We start from the raw sequence: 18480 nt of genomic DNA, 5'->3' as shown, positions 1-18480 counted from the left end.
GACAGGACATGACAGGAGCTGAAACGCTCGATGTGGCGCGCGATGCGATCTGGACCATCGTGCTGGTCTCCTCGCCGCTGATGGTGGTCGGCCTCGTCGTCGGCGTGGTCGTCTCCCTGTTTCAGGCGCTGACGCAGATCCAGGAGCAGACTCTGGTGTTCGTGCCGAAGATCATTGCGATCTTCGTGACGCTGCTGCTGGCGCTGCCGTTCATGGCCGATGCGCTGCATTCGCACATGATGCGGATCTCGTCGCGAATCATCGGCGGATGAGGCAATGTCCGGGGCAGCAGGGCTAGCCTGCGTGAGGGCGCTGCTAGCGGTCGCGAGGAGCAGTGCGGGGGGCGCTGCTGCTTTCGGCCGTGAGCTGGCGGCCTTTCGGGCGAACTCTTCGCAAGCTGTCTCGTCGCAGGCTGTCTCTTCAAAGACCGTCGTGCCGCACCAGCATGCGGTCGAAAGGGCCGTGACGGCGGACGATGCGCATCGATATTTCCTTCCTTCCGGCGCTGGCCGCCGTGTTCATGCTGGCCTTCGCGCGCGTCGGTGCGATGGTGATGCTGCTGCCGGGCCTCGGCGAGGTCAACATCCCCGTCCGCATCAAGCTCGCGACCGCGCTGCTGCTCACGATGATCGTGCTGCCGCTGCACCGTCAGGCCTATCAGGTCGACCTGCAGGCGTTGTCGCCGCTCCTGGTGATGATGGTGCACGAGATCGTGATCGGCATCGTGCTCGGCGCAACGGCGCGGGTGACGCTGTCGGCGCTGCAGGTCGCGGGCTCCGTGATCGCGCAGCAGATGGGGCTCGGTTTCGTCACCGCGGTCGATCCGACGCAGGGCCAGCAGGGCGTCCTGATCGGCAACTTCCTCACCATGCTCGGCGTGACCCTGCTGTTCTCGACCGACAGCCATCACCTGGTGATCGCGGCGCTCAGCGACAGCTACAAGATCTTCGCGCCGGGCGAATTGATCCCGAGCGGCGACGTCGCCTCGCTGGCGACCAAGGCCTTTGCCACGGCGTTCAAGATCGGCCTGCAATTGTCGGCGCCGTTCCTGGTGTTCGGGCTGGTCTTCAACATCGGGCTCGGCGTGCTGGCGCGGCTGATGCCGCAGATGCAGGTCTATTTCGTCGGTGCGCCGCTCTCGATCCTGATCGGCTTCCTGATCTTCGCGCTGGTCCTGACCGCGATGATGGGAACGTTTCTCGGCTATTTCGAAGGCGTCATGCACGAGATGATGCCGCGGTGAGGGGGCCGATCGATGTCCGATGAGGCCGATTCCGAAGACAAAACAGAAGACCCGACGCAAAAGCGGCTGGACCAGGCGCTCGAGCGCGGCGACGTCGTCAAGAGTCAGGAGCTCAACACCTGGTTCGTGATCGCCTCCGCGACCTTGGTGATGTCGACCTTCTCGGGCTCGATCGGCACCGCGGTGCTGGTGCCGATGCGCAACCTGATCGCCAATTCCTGGATGATCCACACCGACGGCGCCGGCCTGCTGGCGCTGGCGCGCAGCCTGTCGTTCGCCGTGATCGCGGCGATCGGCGTGCCGATCCTGATGGTGATGCTGGCGGCGATCGCCGGCAACATGATGCAGCATCGCCTGGTCTGGTCGGGCGAGCCGATGAAGCCGAGCCTGAGCAAGATCTCGCCGCTGGCCGGCGCCAAGCGCCTGTTCGGCAAGCAGGCCGCGGCCAATTTCGCCAAGGGTCTCTTCAAGCTCGTGCTGCTCGGCACGGTCATGGTCATGATCCTGTGGCCGGAGCGGCTGCGCTTGGAATCGCTGCTGCATATGGACGTCAGCGAGCTGCTCGGCGTCACGATGTCGCTGACCACGCATCTGATGGGCTCGGTGGTCGCGCTGCTCGCCCTGGTCGCGATCGGCGACTACCTGTTCCAGTATCGGCAATGGTACGAGCGGCAGAAGATGTCGGTGCAGGAGATGAAGGAGGAGTTCAAGCAGTCGGAAGGCGACCCGCACGTCAAGGGACGCATCCGGCAGATCCGGCAGCAGCGCATGAAGAAGCGCATGATGGCTGCGGTTCCAAAGGCCTCCGTGATCATCACCAACCCGACCCACTACTCGGTCGCGCTGTCCTACGAGCGCGGCATGTCGGCCCCGGTCTGCGTCGCCAAGGGCGTCGACAACATCGCCTTCAAGATCCGGGAGGTCGCCAAGGCGCACGACATCCCGATCGTCGAGAACGTGCCGCTGGCGCGCGCGCTCTACGCCACGGTCGAGATCGACGAGGAGATCCCGGTGGAACATTATCACGCCGTCGCTGAGATCATCGGCTACGTGATGGGGCTGCGGCGCAACCTCTCGGGGCGCCCGCGATGACAACCGATTCGGTCCCCGGACGGACCGCAAAATACGGATAAATCATGGAATATCGGCTTGACGGGCTTGCGCTTGACCCGTCGATTCAGGCAGGTGGAAGGGGGAGCCGCGCGAACGGGCTGGGGCTCCCAGCCGACAGGTCGCGTCCCCGAGCCATGAGCGCCGATTCCGACAACGATGGGTTACAGGATCAGGTGGGCCTGCCGGAGCGGCCGCGCCGCAGCGGCAGCATTCTGCTGATCCTGCTGGTGGCGTTCGGTCTCGTCGCGGTCGCGATCGCGTTGATGACGATCGGCCGCGCCCAGGCGCAGCCCTACATTCTCGGGCTGCTGTCGCTGCTTGCCACCGTCGGCCTGTTCAATCTGTTCGCGTTCGCCGCCGGCATCGTCCGCTTCGCCGACAAGGCGACCGACGATCCGGTGATGGGCGCGATCGCCGATCACGCCTTCGATGGCCTCGCGGTGACCGATCCGCGCGGCCATGTCGTCTACGCCAACGCTGCCTATCTCAGCATGACGGGAGCGGCGACCGCGCAGGAGGCGCGTCCCGTCGAGCGCGTCTTCATCGGCAATCCCGACGTCTCCGAAGCGGTGTTCCGCCTGCTCAAGGCGGCGCGCGAGGGCAAGCGGCAGCAGGAGGAGGTACGCATCACTGCGGCCGAAGGCGCGCAGGGGCGCTGGCTGCGGATGCGCGTGCGCCCGCTCGGCCAGACCAAGCGCCACGCCCGCTACGCGGTGTGGTCGATCGCCGACATCACCCGGGATCGCGAGCGCCAGGAGGACGTGTTCCAGGAGCTGCAGCATGCGATCGAATATCTCGACCATGCGCCGTGCGGCTTCTTCTCGGTCAATCCGGAAGGCAGCCTCGTCTACGTCAATGCCACGCTCGCCAACTGGCTCGACTACGATCTCGCCGAGATCGGCTCGGGCGGGCTGAAGCTCGCCGACGTCGTCTCCGGCGACGGCGCGTCCTTGCTGAGTTCGATCGTGGCGGTGCCCGGCGAGGTCCGCACCGAGGTGTTCGACATCGACCTGAAGATGCGCGGCGGCAAGACCATGCCGGCGCGGCTCTACCACAAGCTCGCCTTCGGCGCCGACGGCAAGCCCGGGTCGTCGCGCACCCTGGTCATCAGCCGCGCCCGCGACGAGCGCTCCGATCCGGAGCGCGCCGCCGAGGTGCGCTTCATGCGCTTCTTCGACCATACGCCGATGGCAATCGCGACCGTCGACCGCGGCGGCGCCGTCGTAAGGGCCAATGCGCGCTATGCCAAGCTCGCGCAGAGCGTCAGCGGCGATGTGGCCGCGGCGAAATCGATCTTCCGCACCGTCAGCCAGCGCGACCGGCATCTCCTGATCGCCGCGATCAACCAGGCCTCGGAAGGGCAGGCGGACATTCCGCCGGTCGAGGTGATGCTGGAGGGCGCGAAGGAGCGCTTCGGCCAGTTCTTCGTCACCGCCGTCGACGAGGACGAGCGCGAGACGGAAGCTGCGATCGTCTATCTGCTCGAGACCACCGAGCGCCGCGCGCTGGAGAACCAGATCAACCAGTCGCAGAAGATGGAGATGGTCGGCCAACTCGCCGGCGGCATCGCCCACGACTTCAACAACGTGCTCTCGGCCATCATGATGGCCAACGATTTCCTGCTGAACGCGCACAAGCCGACCGACCCGTCGTTCCAGGACATCATGCAGATCAAGCAGAACGCGACGCGCGCCGCCACCCTGGTGCGACAGCTGCTGGCATTCTCGCGCCGCCAGACCTTGCGGCCGCAGGTGCTCGATCTCGGCGACGCGCTGTCGGACCTGACGATGCTGTTGCGCCGGCTGATCGGCGAGAAGGTCAAGCTCGACCTCGTGCACGGCCGCGACCTGTGGCCGGTCAAGGTCGACGTCTCGCAGTTCGAGCAGGTGGTCGTGAACCTCGCGGTCAACGCCCGCGATGCGATGCCCGACGGCGGCAAGCTCTCGGTGCGCACCGCCAACGTCTCGGCCGACGAGGTCGCGCAGGCCGCCTACAAGGGCATGCCGGTCGCCGACTACGTCCGCATCGAGATCAGCGACACCGGCACCGGCATTCCGGCCGAGATCCGCGAAAAGATCTTCGAGCCGTTCTTCTCGACCAAGGAGGTCGGCAAGGGCACCGGCCTCGGGCTGTCGACCGTTTACGGCATCATCAAGCAGACCGGCGGCTTCATCTATGTCGACAGCGAGGTCGGCAAGGGGACCTCGTTCCAGATCTTCCTGCCGCGGCACATCGTCGTTCCGGAGGTCCAGACCGAGCCGCACGCGGTCAACGGCGCCGCCAAGGAGCCGGCCGCAGCGGAAGCGTCGAAGCCGCGCGCCGACCTGACCGGGCAGGGCACCATCCTGCTGGTCGAGGACGAGGAGGGCCTGCGGGCGCTGAACGCGCGCGGCCTGCGCTCGCGCGGCTACAGCGTCATCGAGGCGTCGAATGGCGTCGAGGCGATGGAGGCGCTGGAGGAGTGCGATGGCGTGCTCGATCTCGTGGTGTCCGACGTGGTGATGCCAGAGATGGACGGGCCGACGCTGCTTAAAGCGATGCGCGAGCGCAATCCGGAGATCAAGATCATCTTCGTCTCGGGCTATGCCGAGGATGCGTTCGAGAAGAGCCTGCCGGAGAACCAGCAGTTCGCGTTCCTGCCAAAGCCCTTCACGCTCAGCCAGCTCGTGGCGGCGGTCAAGGAAACCATGGCGCCGCAATAGGTTACCGGAGTTCCTTGGGAAGTTCCTTGGGAAGTTCCTTGGCAAGGCGGCCGAGCGCCTTCATCCCGCGACCCAGCGCCGCAGCCGCGCGGCCTCGTGCCGCCTTCCCTTTTCGCCGGTTGTGCCCATCTTACAGGCATCCCCATTCCGGGGAGTTATGGGAAACACAGATGAGCTTCATGCAGCGCAAAAGCGGCCTCCTCAAGGCGATGGCCGTGGCCCTTTCACTGGCGCTGCCGACGGTGCTCGCCGTCTCGGCGGCCGACGCCCGGATCGGCGGCGGCTCCAGCTCGGGCTCCCGCGGCACGCGCACCTTCTCCGCGCCACCTCCCACCTCGACCGCGCCGGGATCGGCGTCGCAGTTCAACCGCACCATCACCCAGCCGGGCCAGCCCGGCGGCTTCAACACGGCCGCGCCGTCGCGTGGCGGGCTGTTCGGTGGCCGCGCGGGTGGCCTGCTCGGCGGCCTCGCTGCCGGCTTCCTCGGTGCCGGCCTGTTCGGCATGCTGTTCGGCGGCGGGCTCTTCTCCGGCCTCGGCGGCTTCGCCTCGATCATCGGTCTGATCCTCCAGGTCCTGCTGGTGGTGTTCCTGGTGCGCATGGCGATGGCCTGGTGGCAGCGCCGCAACCAGCCGGCCTATGCCGCCGGCCCGGCGCCGTCGCCCACCGACGGCCAGCCGAGCCTCCGCTCGGGCCTGAGCGGCCTTGGTGGCTTCGGTGGCTTCGGCGGTGGCAGCAGCACGCCGCCGCTGCAGATCCTGCCGGCCGACTACGAGGCGTTCGAGCGGCTGCTCGGCGAGATCCAGTCCGCCTGGTCGAACGAGGATGTGGGCCGCCTGCGGCTGCTGTCGACGCCGGAGATGGCCTCGTATTTCGAGCGCGATCTCGAGCAGAACCAGGCCCGCGGCGTGGTCAACAAGGTCAGCGCCGTGAAGCTGCTGCAGGGTGACCTCGCCGAAGCCTGGCGCGAGAATGGCGCGGACTACGCCACGGTCGCGATGCGCTTCACCTTGGCCGACAAGACCATCGAGCGCGCCTCGGGCCGGGTGGTCGACGGCTCCGACCAGCCGCAGGAGGTCACCGAGATCTGGACCTTCCTGCGCCACGCCGGCGCCGATTGGCAGCTGTCGGGAATCCAGCAGGTCAGCTGAGCCTGACTTGAGACCCTCATCAGGCGCCGCGGAGCAATCCGCGGCGCCTTTGCTTGTGGAACAATTCCCATCTCTCGCGGGCCCGATGGCGGCTGTTTCCAGGCCGATCTGAAGCGCAGGGGCGGTGACGGGCTGCTATACTGCTTCGCGGCGAACTAACACTGCGTCCGTTGCGTCGTCCGAGCCGAACGTGTGGGCGCATCACTGCGAGGATGGCCCATGCGTTACGAGCTCTACTACTGGCCCATGATCCAGGGCCGCGGCGAATATGTGCGGCTCGCGCTGGAGGAGGCGGGCGCCGCCTATCGCGACGTCGCGCGCGAGGACGGCATCGGTGCGATGACGGCGATGATGGAGGCGGACAGCGACACGCCGCCCTTCGCGCCACCGTTCCTGAGAGCGGGCCGCCGCGTCATCGGCCAGACCGCCAACATCCTGCTGTTTCTCGGCAGCCGCCATGGCCTTGCGCCCAAGGCCGAAGGCGGCCAGCTCTGGGTGCATCAATTGCAGCTCACCGTGACCGACTTCGTCGTCGAGATCCACGACACGCATCATCCGCTGGGGCCGACGCTGTACTACGAGGACCAGCGCGCGCCGGCCAGGAAGCGCACCGCCGAATTCTGGAGCGAGCGGGTGCCGAAATTCCTCGGCTATTTCGAGCAGCTCCTGTCGAAAAGCGGTGGCGCCTACGTCACCGGGCGCAGGCTCACTTATGTCGACCTGTCGCTGTTCCAGATCGTCGCCGGCCTGCGCTACGCGTTCCCGAAGCGCATGATGGCGTTCGAGCGCAACATCCCGAGCCTCGTCGCGCTGCATGACCGCGTCGCCAGCAGGCCGAACATCTCAGCCTATCTCGCCAGCGAGCGCCGCATCGCCTTCAACGAGGACGGCATCTTCCGCCACTACAAGGCGTTGGATGCGTGAAGGCGAAGCCCTGCGGCGCCGCGCTTGACAATGTATAAGCATTTGCTTATATATCTGGCATGATCGTCGAAGCCCAGCTGACATCCGTCATGAAGACGCTTGCCGACCCGACGCGGCGGGCCGTGTTCGAGCGCATCGCGCGCGAGGGGGAGGTGGCGGCCACCGGCCTGGTGAAGGGCTCGCGCGTGTCGCAGCCGGCGATCTCACAGCATCTCAAGGCGCTGCGCGACGCCGGGCTGGTCAGCGAACGGCGCGACGGCCGCCACAACTACTATAGCGTCACGCCAAAGGGATTGGCGCCGCTGGTCGACTGGCTCGGTCATTACCGCGCATTCTGGCATGAGCGTATTGCCGGCCTCGAGGCACTATTGAAGGAGACCGAGTGATGGGTGAGACGCATGCGATCGTGGTGGAGAAGCATCTGCCCCATTCGCCCGACAAGATCTGGCGCACGCTGACCACGAGCGACCTGATCGCGAAATGGTTGATGCCGAACGACTTCGTCGCGGCCACCGGGCATCGCTTCACCTTCCGCACCAAGCCGGTGGGCGACTGGGATGGCGTCGTTCACTGCGAGGTGCTCGCCTGTGAGCCGCCGCATCTGCTCAGCTATTCCTGGAAGGGCGGTTCGGACTCCAACCCGGCCTACGGCTTACGGCTCGACAGCGTCGTGACCTGGACGTTGACGCCGGTCGAGGCCGGCACGCATCTGCGGATGGTCCATGACGGCTTCGTCTTCCCGGGCAACAAGTTTCAGTTCGACATCATGGGACAGGGGTGGAGTCGGATCGGCGATGCCATCACACGTATAGCGGCGGATGCCTGAGGCGCCGCCGCTATACGAAGTTGGCCTGAGGGTGTGGGATCGTCAGGCGAGAATGTCGACGCGGGTGCCCTGGCCGGGCGGCAGCGGCGGACGGGAGGCTTGCTTCTCCGCGGCCGCTTCGTCGCCGGTCTTGTCGGGCTTGAAGGCCTGGCTCTGCTGCGTCTGATTCCGGGTCTGCGTGTCTTGGGTCTGCGGCTTGGTCGTCTCGGTCGAGACCGGCGGCGGTGAGGGCGGCGGCGATGACGACGAAACGCTCGAAACGGACATGGTCCAGCTCCTCGCTTGGTGTTGCGATGAGCGTGGCCATCCCTGACGAAAACTTCGTCAACCAGATCGCTCGAATTGTCTGCAACTGTCGGTGGCGCGGCGAATAGTGAACGGGTCGCTGCCGCCGGCGCAGAAACGACAGGGCTGTCGCGTCACCCCGGCCTATTGGTCCTTGCTGCGGCTGATCGTGATCGAGGACTCGGTCTTGGTCCGGGCGCAACGCATGTCGAGCCGGCGGTAGCGGCTGGCGACGTCGTCGCCGCGGAAGATCCCGAGCCGGCGGTAACAGCGTGTGACGCCGCGTTGCATGTCGTCCTTCGGCAAGGTGAACACGATCGCCGCCGCGCTCGCCATCAGGTCGATGAAGGCCGGCGGCGGCTTGCGGTCGGTTTTTCCGAACAATTGATTGCTGAAGTTCTTAGACGAGCAGCCGAGCGTGAGCTCGCGCGCCTTGGGATGGGCGAGATAGACCGTGCCCGCCGCGGTCTGTCCGATCCGGACGCCGTCGATGCCGTTCCTCAATTCCTTGGCGATGTCGTCGCAGCGATCCGCTTGCGCGGCCTGCGGCAGCAGCAACGTGCTGAGTGCGACGAGGACGGCAAAGACGGCCGTGCGGCCAAATGAGCATTGATAGAAATGCATTCCAAATACCCCCGCGCCATTGAAGCCTGCGCGCGGAGGTCATGCAAGCGCGATGCGCCGCGGCCGCACAAGATCGTCGGCCGACGTGACCGCGTGTTGACGGGCCGCGGTCACCTGCCGGCGGCAGCGGCGCGATCGCTTCGTCAGAACCAGCAGCGGCCCGGATGCGACAGCGATACGCCCGCGGCGCGGCGCTCGCAGTCATTGCCGTAGGTCTGGAAGTTGCAGCCGCACACCGGCATGTAGATGCGATTGCAGAACGTCGGCTTTCGGCGGCAGACACCCATCATGTCGAACCGGCCACACTGGCCGGCTGGGAATTCGCAATAAAGACCGGCATTGCAGGAGATGCCGGCAAATCCGCCGCACGCACGACCGGGACCGACCGCGCCGGCGCTGCCCGGGAGCATGGTGGTCAGGGCAAGAGCAATTGTGATGGCAACGAAGAGACCTCGTTTCATGACGCCTCCAGGAGGAAAATGAATAGGTGAACAATCTAAGGTTACATAATTCGGCGACCGATCGCAATCGATCTCGCCGTACGACATTGCGCCGGTCGCGGCGTCATGTTGCGGCGACCTCGCGGGCCGTCTCGATCAGCAGGTCGAACGTCTCGTCGGGCGCGTGCTGCACGACATCGTGCCCGCACGCAAATGCGTGCACGCGCCACGCGGGATCGCTGCGCAGCCGCTCATATTGCGCGGTGAACGGAGTCGCGCTCCATCCGCTGGCGTAGACGAAGGTGCGCTGCAGAGCCGCCGGCGCCGGACTGTGGAGCTTCAGGGCCTGGATGAAGGTCCCGAGCGGATGGGGCCGGCGGCGCGGATCGGAGCCTTCGCGCGGCAGCGCCGTCAAGCCGTCTTGCCCGGCGCGTTCGATCACGAACCGGCGATACGCGTCGCCGGCGAGATCCCACCATGACTGACCGTTCTCGGGTGCGAAGGCATCGAGATAGACCAATGCCGCGAGCCTTTCCGGCACGCGGTCGGCGACGCCGGTCGCGACCATGCCGCCATAGCTGTGCGCGCACAGAATGACCTCTGACAGGTCCTCGACCGTCAGCAGATCAATGACGTCAGCGATGTGGGTGTCGAGATTGACGGCATGGGCGGCGCGGGCCGGTGTCTCCTCCAACCCGCTCAAGGTCACCGCATAGGCGTCATGGCCGGCCTGCTGGAGCCTGGCGCAGAGCGAGTCGTACATCCAGCCACCGTGCCAACCTCCTGGAATCAGGACAAAACTTGCCATGATCGTACCCCTCTGCCGCTGTGCCGAGACATGTCTTGCAAGGCTTCCGACGGGTAGCGTATCAGACCTGTCAAGACCGCTTTGGGCGGCCATTTCTAGAACCCCACGAGCTCGCCATGAACGCGCCCACCGCCTTCCCCGACCAGTCCAAGCCCGTCCCGCCCTACAAGCACACGCCGCTGTTTCCGCTCGGGCCGGACACCACGCCCTACAAGAAGATCACGGCCGAGGGCGTGCGGGTCGAGAATGTCTTGGGCCGCGACATGCTGGTGGTGTCGCGCGACGCGTTGCGGACGCTGTCCGAGGCCGCGTTCGGCGAGATCAACCATTTCCTGCGCCCCGGCCATCTGAAGCAGCTGCGCAGCATCCTGGAGGATCCGGAGGCCAGCCCGAACGACAAGTTCGTCGCGCTCGACTTCCTGAAGAATGCCAACATCTCCGCCGGCGGCGTGCTGCCGATGTGCCAGGATACTGGCACCGCGATCATCATGGGCAAGAAGGGCTGCAACGTCATCACCGACGGTGACGACGAGGCCGCGCTGAGCCAAGGCGCGCGCGACGCATACTTGCGCCGGAACCTGCGCTACTCGCAGGTCGCGCCGCTGTCGATGTATGAAGAGAAGAACACCGCCAACAACATGCCGGCGCAGACCGAGATCTACGCCGAGGGCGAGGACGCCTACAAGTTCATGTTCATGGCCAAGGGCGGCGGCTCGGCCAACAAGAGTTTCCTGTTCCAGGCGACGCCCTCGGTGCTGACCAAGGACCGGCTGCTGGCGTTCCTGAAGGAGAAGATCCTGACGCTCGGCACCGCGGCATGCCCGCCCTATCACCTCGCCATCGTGATCGGCGGCACCTCGGCTGAATTGTGCATGAAGACGGTGAAGCTCGCCTCCGCCCGTTATCTCGACGCGCTGCCGACGCAGGGCTCCCCGGACGGCAACGCCTTCCGCGATCTCGAGATGGAGCAGGAAATCCACAAGATGACGCAGTCGCTCGGCGTCGGCGCGCAGTTCGGCGGCAAGTATTTCTGCCATGACGTCCGCGTCATCCGCATGCCGCGTCACGGCGCGAGCTTGCCGATCGGTCTCGGCGTGTCCTGCTCGGCCGACCGCCAGGTGCTCGGCAAGATCACCAAGGACGGCGTCTATCTCGAGGAGCTCGAGCATCATCCGGCGCAGTATTTGCCGGAGGTCGAGCAGGCGCTCGGCGGCGAGGTCGTCAAGATCGACCTCAACCAGCCGATGAAGGACATCCTCGCCACTCTGTCGAAGAACCCGATCAAGACGCGGTTGTCCCTGACCGGCACCATGATCGTGGCGCGCGATGCCGCCCATGCCAAGCTGCGCGAGCGCCTCGACCGTGGCGAGCCGCTGCCGGACTACTTCAAGAACCATCCGGTGTATTACGCCGGTCCGGCCAAGACTCCGGACGGCTATGCCTCCGGCGCGTTCGGCCCGACCACCGCGGGCCGCATGGATTCCTTCGTTGACCAGTTCCAGGCGGCCGGCGGCTCGATGGTGATGGTCGCCAAGGGCAACCGCGCGCCGGCGGTGCGCGAGGCCTGCAAGAAGCACGGCGGCTTCTATCTCGGCTCGATCGGCGGCGCGGCGGCGAACCTCGCCGAGCACTGCATCAAGAAGGTCGAGGTCGTCGAATATCCCGAGCTCGGCATGGAAGCCATCTGGCGCATCGAGGTGGTGGACTTCCCCGCCTTCATCATCATCGACGACAAGGGCAACGACTTCTTCAAGGAGCTGAACCTCGGCTGAGGTGAGGTGCGCGATATTTGTTGCAGCGGCCGGGAGTAATCCCGGCCGTTTATTTTGACAGTCTAGAGGAAGTCGGATCAACTAAACGAGTTAGTCCAGCACGGCGGCTAAGGATTGCCGTGACTGGCCGCTTGGTTGTTTATGGCTGCACGAATCTCGGGAATTTCTTTTAGCTGATTCAGAAGATCAGCTCGTACCTTGGTGTCGTTTCGTTCCCAAATTGTACCATGAAGCGTGAGTAACCGCTGTTGAACCGTATCCAGCTTGGTCAGTGCCGGGTCTAGGTCGGACTGGGTAATTACATAGATTGTATCGAAGTTGATTGGGATGTCTCGCGAGAGGACTTGGGAACTTTGCTGGAGGTTCACGAAATGCGTCATGTTGGTGAGCTTGTCAGCCGGTTCTCTAATTAGGAGGGCATCTTCTAACTGATCAGAATATCCCCAAGACCAGTGCGCTAGCTTGTCCCTATACTTCATGGAAGAGCGAATATCGATCTTCATGATCGCTTCTACTACATGGAAGTGATCTTCCGTTAAAGTTGCTCGTGCCGCCGAGCTTATTGTTCGAAGCTGAGCCGATCGATTCTCTAATCCGCTCCAGATGGCGAGAACCGCTTTTTGGTTTGCGTGAAGAAGCATTGCGAGAAATAGTCCGAGAAGACTCTCTATCTCCGACCATTCCGCAATGTACTGTGCTGTTCTAATGCCAACGTTTGGTCGTTTGAGCATTACTGAATTGCTGCCCCATTCAGTGGCGCAGCTAGGTTTCACGCGCGAAAGCGGCTGCATGTGAAGAACCATCTAGCAAAGTCTTAAGTTCGGAAAGTGTGCCGATGCTACTATCTCAGCATGTATTTGGGCAAGAATATAATCCGCTCTATTGGGGATGCTAGCAATAGCGTGTTGCGTGGGAAGTGTCGATGATGATGGCTGTGACACGCAACCAACCCGTCATAGGGCTTGATGGATTCCGCAATGGTTGGGTCGCGGTCGCGATCGACGGTGCCGGGCGCGCGATCAGCTTTCCTGCTGACATCTCCACCGCACTCGCGGCCCCCTTCACCCGTGCCGCCATCGACATCCCCATCGGCATGACCGATGACGGCGAGCGCGCCTGTGACAAGCTCGCGCGCGACAAACTCGCGCCGCACCGCTCCCGTGTCTTCACCGGCGCGCGGCGGTGGCTGTGGGAGGACCACACCGATCCCGACGAGGCGAACATCGAGGCGTCGCGGCGCGGCCAGACACGCGCGTCGCGCCAGCTCTGGCACCTCGGCCGCAAGATCATGGAGGTCGACGCCTTCGTGCGCGCGCATCGCGACTGCGACCTCCGCGAGGCCCATCCGGAGCTGGTGTTCCTACGCCTCAACGGTGCGCCGCTGCCGTCGAAGAAGACGGAGCAGGGCGCCCGCTTGCGGCGCGACCTGTTAGTTGCGGCTGGCTTCGTCGAGATCGACGACTGGGTCACCCGCGCCCGTCTCGGCACCGGCGCCAAGCCCGACGACCTCCTCGACGCCTGCGCCGTCGCGCTCGCTGCCCGCGACTGCGCCGGCTGCGTGCCGGAGGGCGAGGCGCCGCGGGATGCACATGGCGTGGCGATGCAGGTCTGGTTTTGATGTGGCATTGCCCTTGGGCCATCGAGACGAGCTAACCTCTGCCTGAAGGGGCAGGGGGGCGAATTCGGGGCCAGTCCTTCACACCGCCGTCACCGTCCGCGGACGATCCAGTAGACACTGGCACCTCGGCTGACCAACGCCGTTTCGGGGGGGGGGGCTGGATGCCCTGCCTTCGCGGGGCATGACGATCTCGGGCAATTGGCGCGAGCGCCACCCCAGCGCACCGGGCCAAGGCTTGCGGATGATTCTGAAAAAATTAAATCTATTGCTATTTTTTCGAAATCATGTTTTCCTCCCGCCATCCCGTCCCAAGCCGAGGGGCGTAGCGCGCGATCGTCACGACACGCGGGGCGGGGAGCGGTGGCCGCGATCATGTCGCAGCGTGTCTACGGGCGCGCGGACGAACGATGTGTCGCGGACGTGAAGTCGCAGCGTCCTGACACCCCGTTGCCGGTGTTACGTTCGCGACGGCGCTAACGCGCCGCGCGGATCATGGTGGCCAACAAGCCGGTGCACCAGGGAGACTGCGTATAAGCGTGAAGACCATCGCGCAGGGAAGGCCGGGCGTTTTCGGCTGCACCTGTGGTACCTGCCGCCTGCATTTTTTCTCGCAGGCGGGCCGCAGGCGTCAGCCGACGCCTGGCCTTCCCTGCGCCCTCTGCATTTTGAAGAGGGACATGTCGATGCATCCCTCGGGCGATGTTCGCTGCGAGGCTGCGTTCGCGTGTCCGGGCTGTTTGAGATGTGAAGCGGAACGAGCCGGACAAACGCTGCCGTAGGGTGGGCAAAGCGTCCGCCCGCGGGGCGGGGTGCGTGCCCACCGTCGATTGGCGCACTGCGGAGCTAATGGTGGGCACGGCGCGCGTGGGGCCGCCACGAAGCGGCGGCCGGCGTGGCGTGCCTTTGCCCACCCTTCAGAACGGTGATCAGGCCCGCGCGCCGGTGAACGGGAAGCTGCCCATGAAGCCGATGCCCATCTCGCCGGAGATGGTGTCGCCGGCGACCTTGCCCTTGAAGTCGAGCGTCAGCGGCATCGGGCTGGTGATGGAGACCTTCCAGGCGACGTCGTCGCCGTTGACGGTGCCGTCGAAGATCTCGGCGGAATCGCCCTCCGCGGCCTGGGTCCCCGTCAGCGTCGCGCCCGAGCTCTTCACGCTCAGCGTCGCGCTGCGCTCGCCCATCGGCGTATTCAAGGTCAGATTCCAGTTGCCGTCCACAGCCATCGATCGTTCTCCTGGCGTTGCCATCCCGCACCCCGAAGCACTGTTCGAGGAAGCCTCGGGGCGCCCCTATAGCGCATCTTTGCTGATAAGCCCAATACGGCGATCGGTTGCGTCACGCGCGCGCGGCCCGCAAGCGGTTGGCGACCACGAAGCGGAAGGCGACGAACTGCAGTGCAAAAGCCGCGACCTTGGCGCCGCCCGCGACCACGGTGATGTAGAGCACCCACAGCTTGATGTCGCCGGTCATGGCGACCGCGATGGTGCCGAGACCGAGCGCGAACATCAGCGCCGCCCAGGCGAAGCCGGCGACGTTGACGTATTCCGGAATGGTCTCCGCCACGATCGGCGGAACGTAGCGCAGCATCCAGCCGCGCTTGAGCATGATGAGGCCGATGGCGAAATGGCCGATCGCAGGCTTGGCGAACATGAAGCGCGGGTCGTTGGTCAGCAGCGTGACGCCGCCGAGCACGATGACGAGGCCGACGCTGGCATAGGCCATGAAGCTGAGGCTCACGCCCCTGACGCGGGCGTAGACCACCTGGACCACCGCGACGGCGACCGCGGCGGCCGTGGCCAGCACAACGTTATCGGTAGCGATATACAGGATGAAGAAGACCGCAGCCGACAGGAAGTCGGCCGTCAGTTTGGCAAACACGTCCTTCACGCACGTCTCCCTGGGGCACACCCCGTCACGAATCCTGGCCGGACATTGCGGCCGCAGTCGGTGCGGCGATGTCTTTCGTCTTACGATACTCAGGATACCAGCGCGTGAAATAAAGTGCACTGTTGCGTGCGGCAAAGGCGATGGCGAGGCCGGTCCAATAGGGCAGGCCGGGGACGTAGAGCGTCATCAGGTTGCCGACCATCATCAGCAGCGCCGACAGCGTCCAGGCGCCGGTGATGACGTAATTGGCGCGCAGAAAGCCGGGAATCGCCACGGTTTCCGGCGGGACCGCCTCGAGCGCATATTGCAGCGTGAACGGAGTGCGCAGCAGCATCGAGCCGAGCGACAGCGCGAAAATGCCGCAGTCGACCGCCAGGCGCACCGCCGAGGCGCTCAGCGTCGGGTCGATGAGGCTGAGGTAGGCGGCTACGCTTGCGAACACGATCGCCGAGCCCAGGCCGAGGATCTTGATCGAACGTCCCTTGGCGACGTCGAGCGCAATCACGGCCAGGCACATCACCGTGGCTACGGCCAGGCTGAGCGTGGCCGAGACCACCATCATCAGCGCCGCGTAGACGCCGTAGGGCGCAAGGATAAGGAAGATCGTCATGGCGTTGGTCTGGCCAATCTTTACACTGCCAAGATTGATAGGGCGCGGATAGCGCCGCGTCAAGCAAATCTTGACAGTGTCAAAATTTCGTGAGATCGAGAATTAATCTAGTCTGATCAATGGTTTGGATTTTCGCTGCCGACCCAATTGCCGTGGAAGCCATCGGGCACGCGGTGTCCGAGATGCACCAGGGCGACGGGACCGCCGCCGATGTCGGTGGCGTTGAAGACGGCGAGGTCGCTGGTGTTGGAGCCGGCGCGCCAGACCACGGTCAGCAGCCAGCCGTCGCCCTCGGCGGCATCGAGGCTGCGCGGCACGAACACCGGCTCGGACAGGGTGTCGCCGGTGGGCAGGAGATGCGTCGCCTGGCGCGTGCCGGCGCCGTCGACATGGGCGAGCCCGGAGAGCGCGCCGAACAGCGGGCCGTCCGGATTGGCGCAGGCGTACCAGCCGTGACGGCTCTTGAGCCCGGCGCGGCGGTCGTCGATGCGGGGGAATTCGCCGGTGAGGTCGTCGAGATAGGTTTGCGTGTAGCGGTCGGTGCTGCCGGCGAGGTCGAAGCTCCAGCGGCACAGCCGCGCGACCGACTTTGCCGGATCGGTCGGGCGCCCGTCGGGATGCGGAAACAGCGGCGCTTCCTCGAACTGCATGACGTCGGCGACGATGCGGCCGCCGTCCTCCCAGGCGTTCATGATGTGGAAGACGTAGCAGGCGTCACCGCGAAACCAGACGATGTCCTTGATGTCGCCGCTGCGCTTCATCACACCGACATAGGCGCCCTTGTCGGGCTCCCAGGCATAAGGCGGCTTGCCGGACATTGCGCGCTCGATGCTGCCGGTGAGCGGCAGGATTGGAAACAGCACGTGGTTGGCCGTGACGATGAAGTCGTGCACCATGCTGGCATAGGGCGCCTCGAAACGATCGATGCGCGTCAGTTTGCCGGCCGCATCGACCGTGCCGTAGGACAGCGCCGGCGTCAGCGGACCGGCGGCGTTGTAGCCGAAGAACAGCAATTCGCCGGTGACCGGATCGGTCTTCGGATGCGCGGTGAAGGCGCCGCGCAGGCGGCCGCCGAAATCGTGGTAGCCGCGGGTGGCGAGCGTGCCCGGCTCGATCTCGGTCGGCAGATGCGCCTCTTCGAGCGCGAGCAGGCGGCCGGCATGGGCGATGATGTTGGTGTTGGCGACGCCGCCATCGGTGACGTCGGCGGGCGCGTCCGCCAGCCGGCGGCCGAAGCCGCCGAACAGGGCGTGGCCGGCCTTGCGCTCGGCCTCGAATTTCGGCGTGCGGATCCAGCGGTTGCGATAGGACGCGCGGCCGTTCTCGAGATGGAAGGCGTGCAGCATGCCGTCGCCGACGAACCAGTGCGAGCCGGGCGAAGCGAATTGCGGGTTGGGGCCATTGCGATAGAGCGTGCCGTTCAGCTCACGCGGCAGCTCGCCGGTGATTGCGAGGAACGGCGCGTCGCATTCGAACGGGATCGGCGCGAGATTGCTGCGCTCCTTCCGAGTCTGCCGGGCGGTCGTCGGCGTAGCGTCGCTCATGGTCGTTCCTCCACTTTATCTTTACGTTGTAAAGATAAAGCTAGCGGGCGAACATGGCGGGGTCAAGCCAAATCTTTACGCTGTCAAAATTGATTGTATAAGGAGGCTCATGACGAGCAAGACTGAAAAGGTCCGGGCGCAGCCTCGACGCATCGCGACATCGGCGGCACGGGCGCGGGTGCGGCGGGCGGCCGGCACTGCGGGCGAGGCGGCGACGCCCTATCATCACGGCGCGCTGCGTGATGCGCTGCTGGAGGCGGCCGAGCGCGTGCTGGAGCGCGACGGGCTCGCCGGACTCACCCTGCGCGCAGTGGCGCGCGAGGCCGGCGTGTCGCATGCGGCGCCGACGCATCATTTCAAGGATCTCACCGGCCTCGTCAGCGAGCTCGCCGCGATCGGCTTCACGCGCTTCAATGCCGCGATGAAGGCGGCGGGCGAGCAGCCGGGCACGCCGATCGAGCGCGCGATGGCGCGCGCCCGCGCCTATGTCGCCTATGCGCAGGCCAATCCCGGCATGTACGGGCTGATGTTCCGCACCGAGCGGCTCGACTATTCGCGGCCGTCGCTGCACGAGGCGGCCGAGGCCTCGTTCGCCGGGCTGGCGGGCTCGGTGGCCGCACGCAGCGAAGGCCAGGTCGGCAACGAGGAGCTGTCGCTCGATCAGGCCGCCGCGATCGCGCGCGCCTGGTCGCTGGTGCACGGCTACACGATGCTGCTGCTCGACGGCCGTCTCGCCGACATCCTGCGCCGCTCGCCTGCTGGCACCAACGCCGAATCGCTGCTCGAGGCGATGCTGAAGGCCACCGTGCCGAAGCTGCCGCCTGGCGCGCAAGTCGCGGGATGAGGACCAGGAATGCAAGAGAAAGCGGCTCGCGGCCCGCGCAAACTGGGGACGGCTCGAAACGGCGGCCGGAAACACCTGACAGCGTCGCC

Annotated in this window: 20 protein-coding genes and 1 pseudogene; 12 read left to right on the top strand and 9 right to left on the bottom strand. The window is 65.4% G+C overall.

The window, feature by feature from the left end; all coding sequences use genetic code 11:
• The first annotated feature begins 8 nt into the window (after positions 1-8).
• The 9 genes and pseudogenes from fliQ (at position 9) to QX135_RS18905 (ending at position 7959) form a co-directional block, all read left to right on the top strand.
• A complete protein-coding gene (gene fliQ, locus QX135_RS18945) occupies positions 9-272 on the top strand; it encodes a flagellar biosynthesis protein FliQ (protein ID WP_008965881.1) in 264 nt (87 codons plus the stop codon).
• Positions 273-475: 203 nt separating this feature from the next.
• Positions 476-1243: a flagellar biosynthetic protein FliR gene (gene fliR / locus QX135_RS18940; RefSeq protein WP_315738760.1), complete on the top strand. Its 768-nt coding sequence runs from the start codon at positions 476-478 to the stop codon at positions 1241-1243.
• A 12-nt stretch (positions 1244-1255) separates the two neighbouring features.
• Entirely contained in the window at positions 1256-2335 is a 1080-nt protein-coding gene (gene flhB / locus QX135_RS18935; RefSeq protein WP_315738759.1) for a flagellar biosynthesis protein FlhB, read from the top strand.
• A gap of 155 nt (positions 2336-2490) precedes the next feature.
• Positions 2491-5058: a cell cycle histidine kinase CckA gene (gene cckA, locus QX135_RS18930; RefSeq protein ID WP_316179135.1), complete on the top strand. Its 2568-nt coding sequence runs from the start codon at positions 2491-2493 to the stop codon at positions 5056-5058.
• 179 nt (positions 5059-5237) lie between these two features.
• Positions 5238-6209, top strand: a complete 972-nt coding sequence (locus QX135_RS18925; RefSeq protein WP_316179347.1) for a Tim44 domain-containing protein — start codon at positions 5238-5240, stop codon at positions 6207-6209.
• 56 nt (positions 6210-6265) lie between these two features.
• Positions 6266-6368, top strand: a pseudogene (locus QX135_RS18920) (lectin); the annotation flags it as partial.
• A gap of 60 nt (positions 6369-6428) precedes the next feature.
• Positions 6429-7133 carry a glutathione S-transferase gene (locus tag QX135_RS18915; RefSeq protein ID WP_316179137.1) on the top strand — a complete coding sequence of 235 codons (705 nt, stop codon included), beginning with the start codon at positions 6429-6431 and terminating at the stop codon, positions 7131-7133.
• 59 nt (positions 7134-7192) lie between these two features.
• Positions 7193-7519 carry a metalloregulator ArsR/SmtB family transcription factor gene (locus QX135_RS18910; RefSeq protein ID WP_316179139.1) on the top strand — a complete coding sequence of 109 codons (327 nt, stop codon included), beginning with the start codon at positions 7193-7195 and terminating at the stop codon, positions 7517-7519.
• Positions 7519-7959: an SRPBCC domain-containing protein gene (locus QX135_RS18905; RefSeq protein WP_316179141.1), complete on the top strand. Its 441-nt coding sequence runs from the start codon at positions 7519-7521 to the stop codon at positions 7957-7959. The genes QX135_RS18910 and QX135_RS18905 overlap by 1 nt, the downstream gene beginning before the upstream one ends.
• A 42-nt stretch (positions 7960-8001) precedes the next feature.
• On the opposite strand, the gene QX135_RS18900 is transcribed toward QX135_RS18905, so the two are convergent.
• From QX135_RS18900 to QX135_RS18885, 4 genes are all read right to left on the bottom strand, one after another.
• A complete protein-coding gene (locus tag QX135_RS18900) occupies positions 8002-8226 on the bottom strand; it encodes a hypothetical protein (protein ID WP_315738755.1) in 225 nt (74 codons plus the stop codon).
• A gap of 162 nt (positions 8227-8388) precedes the next feature.
• Complete coding sequence (locus tag QX135_RS18895) at positions 8389-8868, bottom strand: hypothetical protein (protein WP_316162764.1); 480 nt, start codon at positions 8866-8868, stop codon at positions 8389-8391.
• 143 nt (positions 8869-9011) lie between these two features.
• The gene (locus tag QX135_RS18890; protein WP_316162763.1) at positions 9012-9329 is read right to left on the bottom strand and encodes a hypothetical protein; all 318 of its coding nucleotides are present in this window, start codon (positions 9327-9329) and stop codon (positions 9012-9014) included.
• 103 nt (positions 9330-9432) lie between these two features.
• Positions 9433-10116 (bottom strand): alpha/beta hydrolase, encoded by a 684-nt coding sequence (locus QX135_RS18885; protein ID WP_316162761.1) that lies wholly within the window; start codon positions 10114-10116, stop codon positions 9433-9435.
• 116 nt (positions 10117-10232) lie between these two features.
• On the opposite strand from QX135_RS18885, the gene QX135_RS18880 reads away from it, so the two are divergent.
• Positions 10233-11888, top strand: coding sequence for a fumarate hydratase (locus QX135_RS18880; RefSeq protein ID WP_315786412.1), 1656 nt, complete (start codon positions 10233-10235; stop codon positions 11886-11888).
• A 107-nt stretch (positions 11889-11995) separates the two neighbouring features.
• Here QX135_RS18880 and QX135_RS18875 read toward each other — a convergent pair whose 3' ends face one another.
• A complete protein-coding gene (locus QX135_RS18875; RefSeq protein WP_316234211.1) occupies positions 11996-12691 on the bottom strand; it encodes a hypothetical protein in 696 nt (231 codons plus the stop codon).
• Positions 12692-12810: 119 nt separating this feature from the next.
• Here QX135_RS18875 and QX135_RS18870 point away from each other — a divergent pair, with 119 nt between their 5' ends.
• On the top strand, positions 12811-13506 hold the full coding sequence (locus QX135_RS18870) for a DUF429 domain-containing protein (RefSeq protein WP_316179146.1): 696 nt from the start codon (positions 12811-12813) through the stop codon (positions 13504-13506).
• Between the two features lie 926 nt (positions 13507-14432).
• Here QX135_RS18870 and QX135_RS18865 read toward each other — a convergent pair.
• The 4 genes from QX135_RS18865 to QX135_RS18850 form a co-directional block, all read right to left on the bottom strand.
• Positions 14433-14729 (bottom strand): hypothetical protein, encoded by a 297-nt coding sequence (locus QX135_RS18865; protein ID WP_315739925.1) that lies wholly within the window; start codon positions 14727-14729, stop codon positions 14433-14435.
• 112 nt (positions 14730-14841) lie between these two features.
• Entirely contained in the window at positions 14842-15393 is a 552-nt protein-coding gene (locus QX135_RS18860) for a septation protein IspZ (protein ID WP_315739924.1), read from the bottom strand.
• A 25-nt stretch (positions 15394-15418) separates the two neighbouring features.
• Positions 15419-16003 (bottom strand): hypothetical protein, encoded by a 585-nt coding sequence (locus tag QX135_RS18855; RefSeq protein WP_315777516.1) that lies wholly within the window; start codon positions 16001-16003, stop codon positions 15419-15421.
• Positions 16004-16119: 116 nt separating this feature from the next.
• Positions 16120-17547 (bottom strand): carotenoid oxygenase family protein, encoded by a 1428-nt coding sequence (locus QX135_RS18850; RefSeq protein ID WP_316179148.1) that lies wholly within the window; start codon positions 17545-17547, stop codon positions 16120-16122.
• Positions 17548-17656: 109 nt separating this feature from the next.
• On the opposite strand from QX135_RS18850, the gene QX135_RS18845 reads away from it, so the two are divergent.
• Positions 17657-18391 carry a TetR/AcrR family transcriptional regulator gene (locus tag QX135_RS18845; RefSeq protein ID WP_315739921.1) on the top strand — a complete coding sequence of 245 codons (735 nt, stop codon included), beginning with the start codon at positions 17657-17659 and terminating at the stop codon, positions 18389-18391.
• Positions 18392-18480: the final 89 nt, after the last annotated feature.

It is taken from the genome of Bradyrhizobium sp. SZCCHNR1098 (assembly GCF_032489375.1).
GTDB lineage: Bacteria > Pseudomonadota > Alphaproteobacteria > Rhizobiales > Xanthobacteraceae > Bradyrhizobium.
This window is presented reverse-complemented; position numbering and strand designations above follow the sequence as displayed.